This is a genomic window from Stenotrophomonas maltophilia, from assembly GCF_002799155.1.
Lineage (GTDB): Bacteria > Pseudomonadota > Gammaproteobacteria > Xanthomonadales > Xanthomonadaceae > Stenotrophomonas > Stenotrophomonas maltophilia_R.
In genome coordinates this window covers 822,764-839,932 of the sequence record NZ_NERD01000002.1, presented here as the reverse complement: position 1 = coordinate 839,932, position 17,169 = coordinate 822,764, and the positions used below count along the sequence as shown (strand labels likewise).

18 protein-coding genes are annotated in these 17,169 nt (G+C 66.2%); 12 read left to right on the top strand and 6 right to left on the bottom strand.

Features of this window, described 5'->3' with window-relative positions; all coding sequences use genetic code 11:
• The first annotated feature begins 139 nt into the window (after window positions 1-139).
• The 7 genes from B9Y82_RS04430 to map all read left to right on the top strand — a co-directional run bounded on the left by B9Y82_RS04430 (window position 140) and on the right by map (window position 5,830).
• Entirely contained in the window at window positions 140-856 is a 717-nt protein-coding gene (locus B9Y82_RS04430) for an MtnX-like HAD-IB family phosphatase (RefSeq protein WP_100471693.1), read from the top strand.
• 50 nt (window positions 857-906) lie between these two features.
• A complete protein-coding gene (locus tag B9Y82_RS04425) occupies window positions 907-2,307 on the top strand; it encodes an aspartate aminotransferase family protein (RefSeq protein ID WP_100471692.1) in 1,401 nt (466 codons plus the stop codon).
• A gap of 28 nt (window positions 2,308-2,335) precedes the next feature.
• Window positions 2,336-3,400 (top strand): GNAT family N-acetyltransferase, encoded by a 1,065-nt coding sequence (locus tag B9Y82_RS04420; RefSeq protein ID WP_100471691.1) that lies wholly within the window; start codon window positions 2,336-2,338, stop codon window positions 3,398-3,400.
• 3 nt (window positions 3,401-3,403) lie between these two features.
• Entirely contained in the window at window positions 3,404-4,288 is an 885-nt protein-coding gene (locus B9Y82_RS04415) for an arginase family protein (RefSeq protein WP_100471690.1), read from the top strand.
• A gap of 111 nt (window positions 4,289-4,399) precedes the next feature.
• On the top strand, window positions 4,400-4,759 hold the full coding sequence (locus tag B9Y82_RS04410) for a bleomycin resistance protein (protein ID WP_100471689.1): 360 nt from the start codon (window positions 4,400-4,402) through the stop codon (window positions 4,757-4,759).
• A gap of 68 nt (window positions 4,760-4,827) precedes the next feature.
• The gene (locus B9Y82_RS04405; protein WP_006425741.1) at window positions 4,828-5,040 is read left to right on the top strand and encodes a ParD-like family protein; all 213 of its coding nucleotides are present in this window, start codon (window positions 4,828-4,830) and stop codon (window positions 5,038-5,040) included.
• A gap of 7 nt (window positions 5,041-5,047) precedes the next feature.
• Window positions 5,048-5,830 (top strand): type I methionyl aminopeptidase, encoded by a 783-nt coding sequence (gene map / locus B9Y82_RS04400; RefSeq protein WP_100475168.1) that lies wholly within the window; start codon window positions 5,048-5,050, stop codon window positions 5,828-5,830.
• Here map and B9Y82_RS04395 read toward each other — a convergent pair.
• Window positions 5,827-6,441 carry a LysE/ArgO family amino acid transporter gene (locus B9Y82_RS04395; RefSeq protein ID WP_100471688.1) on the bottom strand — a complete coding sequence of 205 codons (615 nt, stop codon included), beginning with the start codon at window positions 6,439-6,441 and terminating at the stop codon, window positions 5,827-5,829. The two genes, map and B9Y82_RS04395, sit on opposite strands and share 4 nt — an antisense overlap.
• Window positions 6,442-6,547: 106 nt before the next feature.
• On the opposite strand from B9Y82_RS04395, the gene B9Y82_RS04390 reads away from it, so the two are divergent.
• From B9Y82_RS04390 to B9Y82_RS04370, 5 genes are all read left to right on the top strand, one after another.
• Complete coding sequence (locus B9Y82_RS04390) at window positions 6,548-7,441, top strand: LysR family transcriptional regulator ArgP (RefSeq protein ID WP_100471687.1); 894 nt, start codon at window positions 6,548-6,550, stop codon at window positions 7,439-7,441.
• A 78-nt stretch (window positions 7,442-7,519) separates the two neighbouring features.
• Window positions 7,520-8,926 (top strand): TolC family protein, encoded by a 1,407-nt coding sequence (locus B9Y82_RS04385; RefSeq protein WP_100471686.1) that lies wholly within the window; start codon window positions 7,520-7,522, stop codon window positions 8,924-8,926.
• Window positions 8,919-9,932: an HlyD family secretion protein gene (locus B9Y82_RS04380; protein ID WP_100471685.1), complete on the top strand. Its 1,014-nt coding sequence runs from the start codon at window positions 8,919-8,921 to the stop codon at window positions 9,930-9,932. The genes B9Y82_RS04385 and B9Y82_RS04380 overlap by 8 nt, the downstream gene beginning before the upstream one ends.
• Entirely contained in the window at window positions 9,917-11,104 is a 1,188-nt protein-coding gene (locus B9Y82_RS04375) for an ABC transporter permease (protein WP_100471684.1), read from the top strand. The genes B9Y82_RS04380 and B9Y82_RS04375 overlap by 16 nt, the downstream gene beginning before the upstream one ends.
• A complete protein-coding gene (locus B9Y82_RS04370; protein WP_100471683.1) occupies window positions 11,101-12,228 on the top strand; it encodes an ABC transporter permease in 1,128 nt (375 codons plus the stop codon). Before B9Y82_RS04375 ends, B9Y82_RS04370 begins: the two co-directional genes overlap by 4 nt.
• Before the next feature lie 127 nt (window positions 12,229-12,355).
• On the opposite strand, the gene B9Y82_RS04365 is transcribed toward B9Y82_RS04370, so the two are convergent.
• The 5 genes from B9Y82_RS04365 to B9Y82_RS04345 form a co-directional block, all read right to left on the bottom strand.
• Complete coding sequence (locus B9Y82_RS04365; RefSeq protein ID WP_005415760.1) at window positions 12,356-12,724, bottom strand: glycine zipper 2TM domain-containing protein; 369 nt, start codon at window positions 12,722-12,724, stop codon at window positions 12,356-12,358.
• Between the two features lie 166 nt (window positions 12,725-12,890).
• Window positions 12,891-15,113, bottom strand: coding sequence for a methyl-accepting chemotaxis protein (locus B9Y82_RS04360; RefSeq protein ID WP_100471682.1), 2,223 nt, complete (start codon window positions 15,111-15,113; stop codon window positions 12,891-12,893).
• 210 nt (window positions 15,114-15,323) lie between these two features.
• On the bottom strand, window positions 15,324-15,716 hold the full coding sequence (locus B9Y82_RS04355) for a hypothetical protein (protein ID WP_100471681.1): 393 nt from the start codon (window positions 15,714-15,716) through the stop codon (window positions 15,324-15,326).
• Between the two features lie 143 nt (window positions 15,717-15,859).
• Complete coding sequence (locus B9Y82_RS04350) at window positions 15,860-16,114, bottom strand: hypothetical protein (RefSeq protein ID WP_100475167.1); 255 nt, start codon at window positions 16,112-16,114, stop codon at window positions 15,860-15,862.
• A gap of 56 nt (window positions 16,115-16,170) precedes the next feature.
• Entirely contained in the window at window positions 16,171-17,052 is an 882-nt protein-coding gene (locus tag B9Y82_RS04345; protein WP_100471680.1) for a DUF2628 domain-containing protein, read from the bottom strand.
• Window positions 17,053-17,169: the final 117 nt, after the last annotated feature.

Genomic DNA, 17,169 nt, shown 5'->3' with positions numbered 1-17,169 from the left:
TTCAGGGCACTCGATTCCTGAACACTTTCCTCATCCTGCGGTGCAGGCTTTCAACAGGAAAGGAACGAGAAAGGCTGCCTGCCTACATTGAGCCTGCCCCGGCACCGTGCCGGACGACTTTCTCATCGACGGACCTGCCATGCACTGGAGCATCCTGTGTGACTTCGACGGCACCATCAGCCTCGAAGATGTCATCGACTCGCTGCTGGAGAAGTACGGCCAGCCGGGGTGGCAGGAACTGGAAGACCAGTGGAAGTCGGGAAAGATCGGCTCGCGTGAATGCATGCAGGGCCAGGTTCGGCTGCTGGAACTGGACCCGGCCACGCTCGACGCACACCTGGACCAGGTACAGATCGACCCGGGCTTCGCTGCCTTCGTCGCCCGCGCCGAGCAGCTGGGCCTGCCACTGCGCATCGTCAGCGACGGCCTGGACTACGCGATCCACCGCATCCTCGCCAACCACGGCCTGCCGCCGTTGCCAGTGGTGGCCAACCACCTGCGCTGGTGCGAAGACCATTGGGAACTGGAATCGCCCTACCAGGCCGAAGGGTGCCGCAGCGGTACCTGCAAGTGCACCTGCGCCGCGCAGGCACGTGCCAACCAGGCACCGCGCGTGCTGATGATCGGCGACGGCAGTTCGGACTTCTGCGTGTCCGAAGATGCCGACTTCGTGTTCGCCAAGCGCCGCCTCATCACCCATTGCACGAACGCCGGCATCGAGCATGCCGCCATCGATACCTTCCACGATGCAATCGCACTGCTGCCGCGCTTGCTCGATGGCAGCCTGCTGCAGCCACGTCGCCTCGACGCCAGCCCACCGCCCGCCGGACTGCCCCTGCTGCTGGCCACCGCCTGAGCACGCCCCCCCCTTCCCCCTTTCGAACGTCCTTCACGGAACCGAACTGCATGAACATTTTTGACAAGAACGCCGACGCCGCTGCCTTCGACGCGCAGCTGCTGGCAGACGAAGCCCGCTACAGCTCCTTCGGCGATACCGTCCACTACGTCGACCCGCCGAAGATCTTCCAGCGTGGCGAAGGCAGCTACATGTTCGACGGCGCGGGCGTGCCCTACCTCGACCTGCAGATGTGGTACTCGGCCTGCAACTTCGGCTACAGCAACAAGCGCCTGAACGACGCGCTGAAGGACCAGATCGACACCCTGCCGCAGGTCGCCAGCCAGTACCTGCACCCGACCCGCGTGCAGCTGGCCAAGACCATTGCCGTGGACATGCACGAAAAGTTCGGCCTCGACGGCCGCGTGCACTTCAACGTCGGCGGCGCGCAGGCCGTTGAAGACTCGCTGAAGATCGTGCGCAACGCCCGCGGCGGCAAGAGCCTGATGTTCGCCTTCGAAGGTGGCTACCACGGGCGTACCCTGGGTGCCTCGTCGATCACCTCCAGCTACCGCTACCGCCGCCGCTACGGCCACTTCGGCGAGCGCGCGATGTTCATCCCGTTCCCGTACCCCTTCCGTCGCCCGAAGGGCATGACCCCGGACGAGTACTCCGACCACTGCGTCTGGCAGTTCGAGCGCCTGTTCGAAAGCGAATACAACGGCGTGTGGGATCCCAAGGTCGGCCAGGCCGAATACGCCGCGTTCTACGTCGAGCCGATCCAGGGCACCGGCGGCTACGTCATCCCGCCGCGCAACTTCTTCACCGGCCTCAAGCGCGTGCTGGACAAGTACGGCATCCTGATGGTCGTCGATGAGATCCAGATGGGCTTCTGGCGCACCGGCAAGCTGTGGTCGATCGAGCACTTCGGCGTGACCCCGGACGTGCTGGTGTTCGGCAAGGCGCTGACCAACGGCCTGAACCCGCTGTCGGGCCTGTGGGCGCGCGAAGAGCTGATCAACCCGACCGTGTTCCCGCCGGGCTCCACCCACTCCACCTTCAACTCCAACCCGCTGGGCACCCGCATGGGCCTGGAAGTGCTGAAGCTGGGCAAGGAAATGGATTACGAGCGCACCGTGCCGGAAAAGGGCGCGTACTTCCTCGACGGCCTGCGTGGCCTGCAGAAGCGCCACCCGGAAATCGGCGACGTCGACGGACTGGGCCTGGCCCTGCGCGCCGAGATCTGCCAGACCGACGGCTACACCCCGAACAAGGAACTGCTGGACCGCATGGTCGACATCGGCCTGGCCGGTGACCTGCTGCACGATGGCAAGCGCATGGGCCTCGTACTCGACGTGGGTGGCTGGTACAAGAACGTGATCACCTTCGCGCCGTCGCTGGACATCAGCTACCAGGAGATCGACCTGGCGATCACCCTGCTCGACCAGGCGATGACCAAGGCCAAGGGCTGAGGTCGATGCGCTGCCGGTTCCCGTGCCGATGGAGATGACGTCACGCGCGTCCAGCACCGCGCTGGAACCGGCCGCGCTGCTGGAGGGCTTCCTGGCCCACCCGCCGCTCGGGTTCGAGGCGGGCCGCCTTCCCAGCGGCCTGCCGACCTTCCGTGCGCCGCTGGACCTGACCACCACGATGGATGACGACCTGCGCGGCAAGCTGCTTGGCCTGCCGCTGTCGCGCCTGTGGCGGCCCTGGATCACCTGGAAGACCCGCTTCGTCGGTGCCACCAGCACCGAGTACACCCCGCTGCCCGCGCACGTCGCACCAGAGGCATTGGCCGAGGACGTGACGCGTCACGCGACCGGCGATACCCGGCTGCTGGTGGTCAAGGACCTGGCGATCGATTCGCCGCTGCTGGACGACGCCGCCAATGCACACAGCGGTGCCTTCCTGCAGGCGCTGCTGGCACGCGGCTTCGTCGAACTGGAAGGCATGCCGCTGGCCTGGGTGGCGATCGATTTCGATTCACTCGATGGCTATCTCGGCCGACTATCGTCCTCGCGCCGCAAGAACATCCGGCGCAAGCTGCGTTCGCGTGACCAGCTGCAGGTCGAGTGCATCGCCACCGGTGATCCGGCCCTGGCCGACCCGCAGCTGCAGGCCGAACTGTATGCGCTTTACCTGGGCGTGTACGCACAGAGCGCCGTGCATTTCGACCAGCTCGACCTGCCTTATTTCCAGTACCTGCTGGCCGACAGCCTGGGCCAGGGACGGATGTTCCTCTACCGCCACCAAGGCCAGCTGATCGGCTGGAACCTGTGCTACGCGCATGCCGGCAAGCTGGTGGACAAGTACATCGGCCTGGCTTATCCGCAGTCGCGCGAGCACAACCTGTACGCGGTCAGCTGGATGCACAACCTCGAATACGCGCTGCAGCACGGCCTGAGCCACTACGTGGCCGGCTGGACCGACTCGCGGATCAAGGCCGAGCTGGGCGCCCGCTTCACCTCCACCCGGCACGCGGTCCACGCACGCTCGCCGCTGCTGCGCGCCGCCCTGCGCAAGCTGGCCCCGCATCTGCAGGGCGAACCTGATGGAGGCGGTTGAACGATGCCATTGCGCTCCCCGTTGATCCTGGACCTTGACGGTGGCGTGCTGCCGCTGCCCCAGGCGCAGACCCTGGCCCTGCCGCAGTGGCACGATCCGCTGCGGTTCGCCTGCAGCAATACGACGCTGGGCCGTTTCGCGGCGGAAGTGCTGGCAGCGCTGCCGGCCCAGCTCGGCACGGTGATGCTCGGCAGTGGCGACTTCCATCACCTCAGCCTGCCGCTGCTGCAGCGCATGCGCGCGCAGGAACCGTTCCAGCTGGTGGTGCTGGACAACCATCCGGACAACATGCGTTTCCCGTTCGGCATGCACTGCGGATCGTGGGTGAACGCCGCCAGCAAGCTGCCGCAGATCTCGCACATCCACGTGCTCGGCATCACCTCCAGCGACATCGGCCTCGGCCATGCCTGGGAGAACCACTGGCGTCCGCTGATGGGCGGGCGGTTGACGTACTGGTGCATGGACGTGGACGTGGGCTGGGGGCAGCGCCTCGGCATGGGCCACGCCTTCCGCCGTTTCGAGCATCCCGAAGCGCTGGTGGCCGCATTCGCCGCAGAGCAGGCGAAGTCGCCACAGCCGACCTACCTGTCGATCGACAAGGACGTGTTCGCCGAGAACGTCGCCCGCAGCAACTGGGACCAGGGCCGCTTCCAGCTGGAACACGCACTGGTGGTGATCGAAGCGCTGCGCGCCGGCGGCCTGGTCGGCAGTGACATCACCGGTGAGGTGTCGCTGGCCAACTACCGGAGCCGCTTCAAGCGCTGGCTGTCCTCACTGGATGGCCAGCCCGACATCAGCGCCGACGATCTGCCGGTGTGGCAGGCACGGCACCAGCAGGTGAACCGTGAACTGCTGGCGGCGATGGCCGCCGTGCCGACGGCCTGCTGACCGCTTCCGGTAGTGCCGGCCATTGGCTCGGCAACTTCCTGTTCCCGGGCTCACGAGGATGCCGGCCCACAGCCGGCACTACACTGGGCGCCTGCCCCAGGAGCTCTCGTCATGCCCCAGACCGTCATCCCGCAACTGCGCGTGCGCCATGCCGACACCACCCTGCCGTTCTACGTGCAGGGGCTGGGTTTCGTGGTCGACTGGGAACACCGCTTCGAACCTGGTTTCCCGCTGTTCGCCCAGCTCACCCGCGACGGTCAGACGATCTTCCTCACCGAACACAGCGGTGACTGCGAGGTCGGTGGCGCCGTGTACTTCATCGTCGAGGACGTCGACGCCCTCTACCGCGCCTTCAGCGCTGCGGGCGTACCCATCGAACAGCCGCCGCATGACACCGAATGGGGCAGCCGCGAGATGCTGCTGCGTGACCCCGAAGGTAACCGCCTGCGCTTCGCTACCGACGCCAGCTGAACCAGGCGGCCTTGAGCGGGATATACGAAACATATACGCTTCGTATACTCACTGATCCAGGACCGCCCATGGGCATCGTCAACATCGATGACACCCTGCACGACCAGCTGCGCCGTGCCTGCACCGTCTCCAGCCGCTCGATCAACGCCCAGGCCAACTTCTGGATCCGGGTCGGCATGCTGTGCGAGATGAACCCCACGCTGAGCTTCCAGGACATCGTCGCCAGCGAACTGCGGGCAGCCGGCGTGCAGCCGCAGGCGCTGGCCCCCGGGCGGGCGTGACGTGGCGATCATCAAGCGCCCCGACGAGATCGCGCTGATGGCCGAATCCGGGCGCCTGCTGGCGCAGGTGTTCGCCGCGCTCGACCGGCTACCGCTGCAGGGTCGCAGCACCATGGAGATCAACGATTTCGTCGAACGCATGATCGTCGATGAGTTGCAGGCGCGACCGGCCAGCAAGGGGCAGTACGGCTTCCCGTATGTGCTCAACACCTCGATCGACAACGTGATCTGCCACGGCGTACCCAGCACCACCGACGTGCTGCGCAACGGCCAGATCGTCAACCTCGACATCACCCTGGAGAAGAACGGCTACATCGCCGACTCCAGCACCACCTACCTGGTGGGCGAGGCCAACTACGCGGCGCGCAGGCTGGTGCAGGCCACCTACCAGGCGATGTGGAAAGGCATCGCCGCGGTGCGCCCCGGCGCGCGCCTGGGCGACATCGGCCACGCCATCGCCCGCCATGCACGCAGCCAGGGCTATAGCGTGGTGAAGGAATACTGCGGCCATGGCATCGGCCAGGAGATGCACGAGGAACCGCAGATCCTGCACTACGGCCATCCCAACACCGGCATGGTGCTGGAAGAAGGCATGGTGTTCACCATCGAGCCGATGCTCAACCAAGGCAAGCCGGCCATCCGCCAACAGCCGGACGAATGGCCGGTCTACACCCGCGACGGCAAGCTGTCGGCGCAGTTCGAGCACACCGTGGCAGTTACCCGCAGCGGCGTGCGCGTGCTGACCCTGCGCCCCGGCGAAACGCCGTTGTGCGCGATGGACGCGGCCTAGAGCGGGCGCAACAGCAGCAGCGTGGCGAGGCAGAACATGAAGATCGCCACGCCGGCGTCCAGCACGCGCCAGGCGCCCGGCCTGCGGAACACCGGCTGCAACAGGCGCGCGCCATAGCCCAGCGTGCAGAACCAGGCCACGCTGGCGGCGCAGGCACCGGCGGCGAAGGCCCAGCGCAGGTCACCGGGATAGCGCGTGGACAGGCTGCCCAGCAGCACCACGGTATCCAGGTAGACATGCGGGTTGAGCAGGGTGAAGGCCAGGCAGGTCAGCAGTACCTGGCGTCCGGTGCCGCCCTGCCCCTCGGCGGCAGACAGCGCACTGCCACCGCGCCACGCCCGCAGCCCGGCCTGCAGGCCGTACCAGAGCAGGAACGCCGCGCCACCGAAACGCAGCACCTGCAGCAGCAGTGGCCACTGCAGCACCAGCGCGCCCATGCCGCCGACGCCAGCCAGGATCAGCGCGATGTCCGCGCCGGCACAGGCCAGCACCACCCTGCCCACATGGCGCTGCTGCAGGCCCTGGCGCAGCACGAAGGCGTTCTGCGCACCGATGGCGATGATCAGGCCGGCACCTGCGAACAGGCCGGCGGCGGTAGCGGCGATCCACATCAGGACAGGCCAGGCAGCGAGGGGATGCGCAGGGTGCGGCCGCCGCCCCTGTTTAGACAATCTGATTTTTCTTTATCCTGTGCAGCAAAACTGAAGAGGCTCCGGCATGGATCTGGTACATCCGCAACTGGCCGCGTTTGCCGCGGTGCTGGAGGAAGGCAGCTTCGAGGCTGCGGCACGCCGCCTGTCGATCAGCCCGTCGGCCCTGTCGCAGCGGATCAAGGCGCTGGAGGACAGGCTCGGGCAGGTCCTGGTAGTGCGCCAGGCACCGTGCCGGCCGACCGCGGCGGGTGAAGCGCTGCTGCGGCGGGTACGACCGATGCAGGCACTGGAAGCCGAGGCGCTGGCCGAGCTGCTGCCCGAGCGTGGCAGCGACGCTGCGCGCACGCCGATCCCGCTGGCGGTCAACGACGACTCGCTCGATACCTGGTTCGTACCGGCCATCGCCGACCTGCACCAGCGTCACGGTTACCTGTTCGACCTGCGCATGGACGACCAGGACCACACCCTGCAGCTGCTGCGCGATGGCAGCGTGCTCGGCGCGGTCACTGCCGAAGGCCAAGCGGTGAAGGGATGCAACGTGCACCCGCTCGGCGCGATGCGCTACCACGCCATCGCCTCGCCCGGCTTCGCCCGCCAGTACTTCCGCGACGGCATGCAGGCTGCGGCCGTGGCGCGCGCGCCGATGCTGGTGTTCAACCGCAAGGATGAACTGCAGTGGCGTTTCGCGCGGCGACTGACCCGCGCGCGGCTGCAGCCACCGTTACACTACCTGCCCTCCTCCACCGGTTTCGTCGAAGCCGCCGCGTGCGGACTCGGCTGGGGCATGGCCCCGGAAACCCTGGTCGCGCCCGCGGTGCGCGCCGGACGCGTGGTGGTACTGGAACCCCGCCGTTGGCTCGATGTGCCGCTGTACTGGCAGCATGCCGCCGTGCGCTCAAGCACGCTGCAGCACATCACCCAGGCGCTGCGCACTGCGGCCAGCGGCACCCTTCGTTGAGGACAAACCGATGATCGCAGACCCGGGCTTCACGCCGCGCGCACTACCGTTTGCGCACTTCATTACCACTGGGACGGCATGGGCGTGATCGGCCGACGTACAAGGACGCACCGCGCGAAGGCCGTGCTGGGGCTGGCGCTGGCAACCTGCCTGCCATTCGCTGCGCCCGCGCAGAGCAACACCGACGCACCCGCATTGGACTGGGAACAGGCACGGCAACGCCTGGAGCAGGTCTCCGATGCGCTGGCCGCCGCCGACGCCGCCGTGCGCAACAAGCAGGACCTGCAGGACGCGACCCGCCTGCTGCGCCTGCCGGAGATCACCGGCGAAGTGCGCCGACTGCAGTTCCAGAAGACCCTCACCCTGCCACTGGGTTCACTGGCACCGGTGGCCGAGGCCTATGGCATCGACTCGCCGCTGTCGTTCACCGAACGCGACTGGCGTACCCGCCCGGTGGTGACCGCGGTGCTGCCGCTGTACACCGGCGGCGTGATTCCGGCCGCGCAACGTGCGGCCAGCGCCGCGCACGAACAGGCCAGTGCCGAGCGCGAAGCCCAGCGTCAATCGTTGACCGTGCAGCTGGCCCAGGCCTATTTCGGCCAACGCTTGGCCGAGCAGGCGGTGGACGTGCGCCGCGACGTGCGCGATGGCCTCAACCGCCACCTCTCCGACGCAGAGAAGCTGGAGCGCGAGGGCTTCGCCACCCGCGCCCAGCGCCTGCAGGCCACCGTGGCCCGCGACAAGGCCGAGCGCGAATACCAGAAGACGGTGAACGACCTGGCCACGCTGAAGGCCGCGTTGGCCACGCTGCTGCGCAGTGGCGGCGAGGTGCAGCCGGTGTCACCGCTGTTCGTGCAGCGCGTGCCACTGGAACCGGTGGCCAGCTTCGAGCGCACCGCGCAGGCACGCCAGCCGCAGATCGCACGCCTGCGCGCGATGGTGGCGCAGGCCGAACAGGGCGTGCGCGTGCAGCAGGCCAAGCTGAAGCCGCAGATCTTCGCCTTCGGCCAGTACGACTTCCGCCGCCGCGACGAGATGCTGACCGATCCGGACTGGGCGTTCGGCATCGGCCTGAAGTACACCTTCCTGTCGCCGAACTCCCGGCCGGCGCAGATCAGCGCCGCGCGTGCGCAGCAGGACCAGGCCGAAGCGGGCCTGCGCGAGGCCGAGAACCAGGTCGCACTGGGCGTGCGCAAAGCCTGGAACGAGCTGGAAACCGCGCGCCAGCAGTACGTGCTGCTCGACAGCAGCATTGCCCAGGCACAGGAAAACCTGCGCCTGCAGGAGCTGGCGTTCCGCGAAGGCCAGGCGACTTCGCTGGATGTGATCGACGCGCGGCTCGGCCTCGGCGGCGCCCGCGTCGAGCGCGCACAGGCCGCCTACCAATACGATATTGCGCTGGCACAGTTGCTGGAGGTCAGTGGACAGATGGACCGTTTCGAAGAGTTCCGGCGGCGTGCGGACGAGGTGATCGACCATGAGTGATGTGCTGCACGACGATGCGACGACACCCCCAGGCAGGCGCCGGTTGGGACCGATCCTGATAGTGGTGCTGCTGGTCGTGGTGGTGCTCGGCCTGTGGCTGGCCTGGCGCAGCCCGGGCGACCAGATCCAGGGCATGGCCGATGCGGACACGATCAACGTGGCCGCCAAGATCACCGCGCGCGTGGCCGAGCTGAAGGTGCGCGAGGGTGACCGCGTGCAGCCCGGGCAGGTGCTGTTCCTGCTCGACAGCCCGGAAGTGGCCGCCAAGGAACAGCAGGCACACGGCGCATTGGCCGCCGCACAGGCGGTGGCCGACAAGGCCGACGAAGGCGCGCGCAGCGAGGACATCCGCGCCGCCGAAGCGAACTGGAAGCGGGCCGAAGCCGGTGCGACGCTGGCTGAAGCCACCTACCAGCGCGTGCAGAACCTGTTCAACGAAGGGGTGATGACCCGGCAGAAGCGCGATGAAGCACATGCCCAGGCCACCAGTTCGCGCGAACTGGCCCGTGCCGCCCGCGCGCAGTACGACATGGCCTTGGCCGGCGCACGCGAGCAGGACAAGCGTGCCGCGCAGGGCCAGGTGCAGCAGGCACAGGGCGCGGTGGCCGAGGTCAACGCCGCGCGTGTCGAAGTGGAAGGGCGCGCGCCGGTGGCCGGCGAGATCAACAAGCGCATGGCCGATCCGGGCGAACTGGTGCCGGCCGGCTACCCGGTGTTCACCCTGGTCGACATCGATCGCATGTGGGTGGCGATGAACCTGCGCGAATCGCAGATGCAGGGCCTGAAGGTCGGCAGCAAGCTGCAGGGCAGCGTGCCGGCACTCGGCCTGGACGGCGAATTCGAGGTCTACTTCATCAACCCGGCCGGCGACTATGCTACCTGGCGTACCACCCGCCAGTCGTCCGGCTACGACGTCCGCAGCTTCGAGGTGCGGGTGCGCCCGGTACGCCGCATCGAGGGCTTCCGCCCCGGCATGAGCGTGCTGTTCGCATGGCCCCAGCACTGAGCCCTGGCCGCGGCGGCTTCGCCGCCAGCTGGCGGCGCGAGCTGTGGTCGCTGCGCGGCAACCGCGCCGACCTGCTTCTCGTCACCCTGCTGCCCCTGCTGATGCTGGTGGTGATGGCGTGGATGTTCACGCCCTCGGTGATGCGCGACATCCCGGTCGCTGTGGTCGACCTCGACCACAGCAGTGACAGCCGCCTGCTGCTGCGCATGCTCGATGCCAGCCCCGGCGTGCGCGTCGCCAGCCAGCCGGTGGACCTGGAAGACGCACGCGCGCAGCTGCGCAGCCTGGATGTGTTCGCCATCGTACTGGTGCCGCGCGATGTCACCCGGCAGGCGCTGCGCGGGCGCCAGGGCACGGTGTTCGCCTATTACAACGCCACCTACATGACCACCGGCCAGTCCGCGTCGCGCGATATCGGCGACGCGGTCTCGGCCTGGAACGCACGCCTGCTGCGCGAGCGCATCGGCCTGCAGGTCGGCCCGGCCAAGCTGCGCGCGGCACCGATCGCGGTGCAGTCGGACATCCTGTACAACCCGGCGCGCAGCTACGAGCTGTTCCTGCTGCCGCTGATCTTCCCTGCGGTGCTGTCGCTGGTGCTGGCGCTGGCAGTGGCCGGCAGCCTCGGCCGCGAGATCCGCGACGGCACCCTGCCCGCCTGGCTGGGCCGCACGCCGTGGTCGGCGATTGCCGGCAAGGTCGCACCGTACATCCTGCTGTTCTCGGTGTATGGCGCACTCGGCATCGGCTACCTGGCCTGGCTGCGCGGCGATGGCGTGGCGGGCAGCGTGCTCCTGCTGCTGCTTGCACAGCCACTGTTCTACCTGGCCACGGCCGCCTACGCGCTGTTCTTCGTCGGCGTCACCCGCGACATGGGTACCGCGCTGTCCGCAGTCGGCCTCAGCATCGGCACCGCACTGGCGTTCTCCAGCGCCACCTTCCCGGTGCTGGACGGCCCTCTGTTCACCCGAATCTGGCATCAGCTGCTGCCGCTCAGCGCCTACATCAAGCTGCAGACCCAGCAACAGTTCATCGGTTCGCCGTTGCTGGTTTCGGTGTGGCCGCTGGCCACATTGCTGCTGATGTCGGTGGTCGCCGGTGGCATCGGCGGCCTGCGCCTGATCGCCTTCGCGCGCACGCCCGAAGCCGCACAACCGGCAGGAGCCGACGCATGAGCGCATTCTGGCGCAGCCTGCGGCAGACCCTGATGGCGGTGCTGTGCGACCGCTATGCGATCGTGGTGATGGTCGGCGCGGTGATCCTGTACTCGTTCTTCTACCCGGCCGCGTACCGTCACCAGGTGGCCGGCAACCTGCCGGTGCTGGTGGTGGATGAAGACCACAGCGCGACCAGCCGCGAGCTGCTGCGCAAGCTCGATGCACTCCGTGTTGCGCGCGTGGTCGGGCAACCGACGGACATCGACAGTGCCCGCCAGCAGCTGGAAGCCGGCCACGCCGAAGGCATCGTGCTGATCCCGGCCAACCTGGAGCGCGACATCCTGCGCGGCCACCCGGCCAAGCTGGTGCTGCTCGGTAACGGCGCCTACCTGGGCCGTGCCAGCTGGGTGCTGGGCAGCGTGGCCGATGCACTGGGCGCATTCGGGCGTGAGGCGGTAGTCGGCCAGGCCGCCTTCATGGGCGCGCCGCAGGCACCACCGGTCACCCTGGTGCAGCGCCCGCTGTACAACACCCAGGAAGGCTATGGCAGCGCCATCGTGCCCGGCGTGGCCGAGCTGATCGTGCACCAGACGCTGCTGATGGGTATCGGCGTCCTGCTCGGTGGCCGTCGTCTCGCACTTGGCCGGCGCCTGCGCTTCGACCTCCCGACCCTGGCCGGCATGGCGTTGGGCTTCGCCCTCATCGGCCTGTTTGGCCTGTTCTATTACGCCGGATTCACCGCCTGGGTGCAGGACTATCCGCGCGGCGGCAATCCGATGGGCCAGCTGCTGGGCGGCACCTTGTTCATCGCCGCCACCGTGGCCTTCGGCCTGTTCGTCGGCAGCTTCTTCCGCACCCGCGAACGCGCCTTCCAGTACATCATCGCCACCTCGATCCCGCTGTTCTTCCTGGCCAACCTGTCCTGGCCGGCAGTGATGACGCCACAACCGCTGGTCTGGCTGGCTCAGCTGTTGCCGACCACCTCGGGCATCAACCTGATGGTGCGCCTGAACCAGATGGACGCCAGCCTGGCCGAAGTTGGCCATGAACTGATCACCCTCACCGCCCTGCTGCTGCTCTACGGCAGCCTCGCCACCTGGCGCCTCCTCGCAAAAAAGGGGACGGAGGGGATTAAGTCGTAAGCGGCCGGTTGGGGGGATTGCGACTTAATCCCCTCCGTCCCCTTTTCCTGCAACGACGAACGCCGGCGCAGGGCCGGCGTTCGAGTACTGCGATGTGGAAGGGGAAAACGGGGCTGCCGGCGATCGATCAGCGATAGACACGTTCGCAGCGGCGCTCGACCACGCGGTCGCCGTTCTTCTGCTGGCTGTTGCCCTGGATCTGGCGGCCGGCCGCACCACCGGCAACAGCACCTGCCACGGTAGCGAGCTTCTTGCCATTGCCGCCGCCCACCTGGTTGCCCAGCAGGCCGCCGATCACCGCGCCGGTCGCAGTACCGGCAATGCGGTTCGGATCGCGCGAGTTGCGCTGCACTTCCACGTTCTTGCAGACCACTCGGCTGCCATCGTTGAACTTGCGTCCCTCATCGCGCGGCCCATAGGTCTGCGCGCCGGCCACCGACGAAGCCGCCAGCAGGGTGCCCAGCACAAGCAATCGGGTCGAGGTCTTCATGGCCATCTCCTGAGTTCCGGTATGGCGCAAGTGTCCTCCCGCGGTTGGCAACCGGAAGTGAAATGCGCGTGTCCGCGGGCTCATCGGCCATCGCACGTTCAGGAAGAAAATCCACGCCCACCACGATCAGCCATCGTGATGGGCGCCGTCTCCCTACCGGCGTGCTGCCTCGCTAGAACTCTTCCCAGCCACCGGCGTTGGCCGCCAGTGTCGGTTCGATGCGGGGTGAAAGCGCAGCGGGCCGGCGCACCGGGGTGACCGTCGCAGCCACCGCTGCCAATGCAGGGCGTACCACCGCCGCTGCCGTCGCCGCACCCGTGCGGAACACCGAAACCGCCTCGGCCAGCAGGTTGGCCTGCTCTTCCATCGAGCGTGCCGCCGCACTGGCCTCTTCCACCAGCGCCGCATTCTGCTGCGTGGTCTCGTCCATCTGCACCACCGCCTGGTTCACCTGCTCGATACCCGAGCTCTGCTCCTGCGATGCGGCGGAGATATCGGCCATGATGTCGGTCACGCGCTGCACCGACGCCACGATCTCACCCATCGTGGTGCCAGCCTGGCGGACCAGCGCCGAGCCGTCAGCGACCTTGCCGACCGAATCCTCGATCAGGCCCTTGATCTCCTTGGCCGCACCGGCCGAGCGCTGTGCCAGCGTGCGCACCTCACTGGCCACCACCGCAAAGCCCCTGCCCTGTTCACCGGCACGCGCGGCTTCCACCGCCGCGTTCAAGGCCAGGATGTTGGTCTGGAAGGCGATGCCGTCGATGACGCTGATGATCTCGGCGATCTTCTTCGACGAGGCTTCGATGGCCGACATCGTGGTGACCACCTGTCCGACCACCTCGCCGCCCTGCGAAGCAACACCATGTGCGCCGATGGCGAGCTGGTTGGCCTGGCGGGCATGCTCGGCGTTCTGCTTCACGGTAGAGGTCAGCTCCTCCATCGACGCAGCCGTTTCTTCCAGGTTCGCCGCCTGCTGTTCGGTACGCCGCGACAGATCGGTGTTGCCCGAGGCGATCTCGCCTGCCGCCAGGTTGATGCTGGACGCGCTGGACTGGATGCGACCGACAATCTGCTTGAGCTGGTCGACGGTGGCATTGCAGTCATCGCGCATGCGGGCGAACACGCCGTGGAAGTCACCCTGCATGCGCACGGTCAGGTCGCCGCGCGATATCGCCTGCAGCAGAGTCGACACCTGCACCAGGTTCTCGTCGGTGGTCTGCATCAGGCGATTGAGCCCGGCCACCATGTCGCGGAAATCATAGGCGAAGCGGTCTTCGTCGCCGCGCAGGCTGAAGTCACCCGCCGCCGCTGCCGTCGCCAGCCGGCGGATCTCACCATTGATCGCCGACAGGCTGGTCTTGGTCTCGTCCATTGCCTGGGTGATCGCCGCCTTCTCGCCCGGCAGCGGATCCATGTCCACCGACAGGTCGCCACGGGCGTAATGCTTCATCACCTCGATCAACCGGTTCTGCACCTGCACGTGCGAACCGACCAGCGCATTGGTCTCATGCACCATGCGCCCGTAGTCGCCGGGGAAGGCACTCTCGTCCATGCGGTAGCTGAGACTGCCCGCATCGTGCTGGCGTGCCAACTCGCCCTGCGCCGCCATCACCGACTGCAGCTGCGCCTGCATGCGCTGCATCGACCGGAGCAACTGGGTGACCTCGTCATTGCCGGAGGCGTCGATGCTGTTGTCCAAGCGACCGTTGGCGATGCCATCGGCCAGCTTCACCGCCCCTTCCAGCGGACGAGTCAGGCTGCGGGTGATCGCCCACGCGGCCAGTGCGCCGAGAATCAGGCTGAGCACACCGAAGGCGATGGACAGGGTTCCCGTCCACGCTTCCGTGGCACGGTATTCCTCACGGCTGCGTTCGGTCAGGGTTTCCTGATGCCGCAGCAATGTCGAGATGGCCTCGTTCCATGCGGTTGCCAGCCCATGCTCGGCGAGCAGTTCCTTGGCCGCGCCGTCGAAATCACCCGCCTTCATGCGCTCGTGCAGATGCTGGGTCGAGGCGTCGGTCGCCTTGCGTGCCGCGTCGATTTTCGCCACCAAGGCATCGCCGGTGGCATCGCGCGGAATCTTGATGTACTTGGCCCAGATGCCGTCGTAGGTCTGCGACAGCTCCTGCGCCTTCTGATAATCCTTGTCGAATTCTTCGCCGCGCTTGATCACCATCAGCCGGCGGTGCATCAACACCGCGTTGTTGGTATCCAGCATGTCGTTCAACAGCCGCATCTTGACCATGTTCACGCCCACCACTTTCTCGAACTGGGCGGACTTCAGATGGTTTCCGTACAGCACCAGGCCGACGATGGCCAGGATGAACAGCAGCAGCAGACCGAACCCGGCACCCAGCCGGGATCCCACTCGGAGGTTGCGTAAGGCGAGCATCTCAATTCCCTTGATCATGGCCGTACGATCGATGGCGGCGCAGGCAGGGGAAACTTTATGGGCCGATATTATTATATCGATCCAAAACTCTGGAACTGTGCAGACAGGTGTGAAATCAGACGACTCACGAAGGCGTTATATCCATAAGGTATATCGCCACGGGTAGCCAGAATGGGATCAGACCGGGGCCTGCCGCCCCGCTATCCGGCATTACGGCGCAGCAGGCCCCGGGAAGACCAGATCCTTCCCGAGCCTTGCCGCATAGACGCTCTCGAACTGGAACGAGAGCACAAACCGGTGCCCGCACGTCGCAGCGTAGCGCTTTGTGAAGCGGCAGATTTCCTCCCAGGCGCTTTCAAACCCGCTCGCGCGGAAATGAAACGAGCCGAGCAGGCCCACCTGCCACTCGGCTTCAATCCCTTCCGCTACGAGCGCCTCCAGCGGGTCGACGATGCCGAACCCGAAGCCGGTGTTGGACACTGGAAGATTCCCATGCAGACCGTCAGTACCGTCGGAGTACTCGGCCTGGATCGAATCCAGGGCATGCAGCACGGCATCCAGGTCGGCGCCGGCTTCGGCTTCGAGAAACAGCGAAATGCTCATTATCGAACCATCATTCTGAAGCCGACAGTTTCATGACTCGGCATGGCCGCTTTCGTCTTCCGCTTCATTTCTGTCCTGAAGAATTCCTGATTCATATGGACTGCCCCTGCCCCCCTCACCCATGGGAGCTCGCAATAATCCGACTACCGCTTCAGATCAGTGTAGGTAGCGCTCATATCCTTTATGCCCTGCTCGCTGTTCCCCATGGACGTTCTCACCGCGTCCAACCAGTCCTCCCACGCGCCTGGATCCATGGGACTTCGATCCTCCTTAAGACTCCAGCCAAGTGAACCCAGCAGCCCCCCGATCTCATCGCTGGGGCCACGGGAATAGTCGATCTGGAGGAAGTAGAACATCGCCATATAGGCTTCCTCGATCGTCAAGAGCTGTTCTTTCACCAATAATCTCCCTGCATGACCCCATTTCCGAAACCATCCTCGCCGGATGTCAGCGATCACAATCCAATGAGGGTATGCCGGTTGAAGAACCGCATCTTCCCCTCGATCGTGAAGTCCGTGCGCCTGATTTCGACCAGCATCATCTCGCGTTGGACGTCGTTCAACGTGCAGGGCTCCAGAACGGTGGCCTCCAGCACGCGCCCCGGGGGCGCCAGACGCAGCTCGACAATGCAGGCATTGCCCTCGGTTGGAACGCCCGCTGGCCACGCCGTCATTGCGATCGCACGCATTTGCTCCTGGTACACCACCCGCTCCGCTTCCTCTATCTGCGGGTCCGGCGGATACGGCGGGTTCGCCGCCACGTGCACAGCGGACTGCGTGGGCGTTGGCTCTGATATCGAACCAACGATCAGTTTGATAAGGGTGTTCTGTGAGGCCGTTACCGCCAAGGCGATCACCAGAGCGGTGTAGCTGACGCCGCCAGCCTTCTGCAGTTCAAGGTGCCGACGATGTGCCCCGCGATGCTCGGCATCAACCTTGCGGACAATCCTTCGACAGTGCGCCAGGTACAGCGGATTCGCCAGGATTCCTGCAAGTACGCGAAACACCACGAAAGAGAGCAAGGACAACCATGGCAGCCCCAGCAGCGCGAAGGTGGTCATCATCAACGGCGAAAGGATAAACCAGAGCGCTCCCCACGCATGCATGCGCCGGAAGAAGAACCAGAGTGACGAGAACAGGAATGCCGGCCAGTTCCATCGCCTTGGCGCCCTGCCGCATGCTTCGTACAGCCTCCAGTAGTGGAGATAGGTGGAGAACCTGTCGCCTACCACGATCGCCAGTGCGTCCTTCTCGCTCAGCCCATCGGAGGCTGTATCTGTGCGCTGTACTGCTTCACCGTCGGCGCCACCGAAGGTGGGTTCAATCCTTACTCTCATTATCTTCCATCCAAACTCACCACGAAATCACTCAAGTCCGATTCCCACGTAGCATCCCGGCCATTGAGATACGCCTGCCTGCATTCAAAGGCGATGCAGCGATGATTTGATCACTGC

Bases quoted from the DNA above. Each gene is read 5' to 3' on its own strand.
- B9Y82_RS04390 (WP_100471687.1), top strand. From the start codon at position 6,548: ATGGATCTGGTACATCCGCAACTGGCCGCGTTTGCCGCGGTGCTGGAG.
- B9Y82_RS04370 (WP_100471683.1), top strand. From the start codon at position 11,101: ATGAGCGCATTCTGGCGCAGCCTGCGGCAGACCCTGATGGCGGTGCTG.
- B9Y82_RS04345 (WP_100471680.1), bottom strand. From the start codon at position 17,052: ATGAGAGTAAGGATTGAACCCACCTTCGGTGGCGCCGACGGTGAAGCA.
- B9Y82_RS04410 (WP_100471689.1), top strand. From the start codon at position 4,400: ATGCCCCAGACCGTCATCCCGCAACTGCGCGTGCGCCATGCCGACACC.
- B9Y82_RS04430 (WP_100471693.1), top strand. From the start codon at position 140: ATGCACTGGAGCATCCTGTGTGACTTCGACGGCACCATCAGCCTCGAA.
- B9Y82_RS04415 (WP_100471690.1), top strand. From the start codon at position 3,404: ATGCCATTGCGCTCCCCGTTGATCCTGGACCTTGACGGTGGCGTGCTG.
- B9Y82_RS04425 (WP_100471692.1), top strand. From the start codon at position 907: ATGAACATTTTTGACAAGAACGCCGACGCCGCTGCCTTCGACGCGCAG.
- B9Y82_RS04365 (WP_005415760.1), bottom strand. From the start codon at position 12,724: ATGGCCATGAAGACCTCGACCCGATTGCTTGTGCTGGGCACCCTGCTG.
- B9Y82_RS04380 (WP_100471685.1), top strand. From the start codon at position 8,919: ATGAGTGATGTGCTGCACGACGATGCGACGACACCCCCAGGCAGGCGC.
- B9Y82_RS04420 (WP_100471691.1), top strand. From the start codon at position 2,336: ATGGAGATGACGTCACGCGCGTCCAGCACCGCGCTGGAACCGGCCGCG.
- B9Y82_RS04375 (WP_100471684.1), top strand. From the start codon at position 9,917: ATGGCCCCAGCACTGAGCCCTGGCCGCGGCGGCTTCGCCGCCAGCTGG.
- B9Y82_RS04385 (WP_100471686.1), top strand. From the start codon at position 7,520: ATGGGCGTGATCGGCCGACGTACAAGGACGCACCGCGCGAAGGCCGTG.
- B9Y82_RS04360 (WP_100471682.1), bottom strand. From the start codon at position 15,113: ATGCTCGCCTTACGCAACCTCCGAGTGGGATCCCGGCTGGGTGCCGGG.
- B9Y82_RS04355 (WP_100471681.1), bottom strand. From the start codon at position 15,716: ATGAGCATTTCGCTGTTTCTCGAAGCCGAAGCCGGCGCCGACCTGGAT.
- B9Y82_RS04395 (WP_100471688.1), bottom strand. From the start codon at position 6,441: ATGTGGATCGCCGCTACCGCCGCCGGCCTGTTCGCAGGTGCCGGCCTG.
- B9Y82_RS04405 (WP_006425741.1), top strand. From the start codon at position 4,828: ATGGGCATCGTCAACATCGATGACACCCTGCACGACCAGCTGCGCCGT.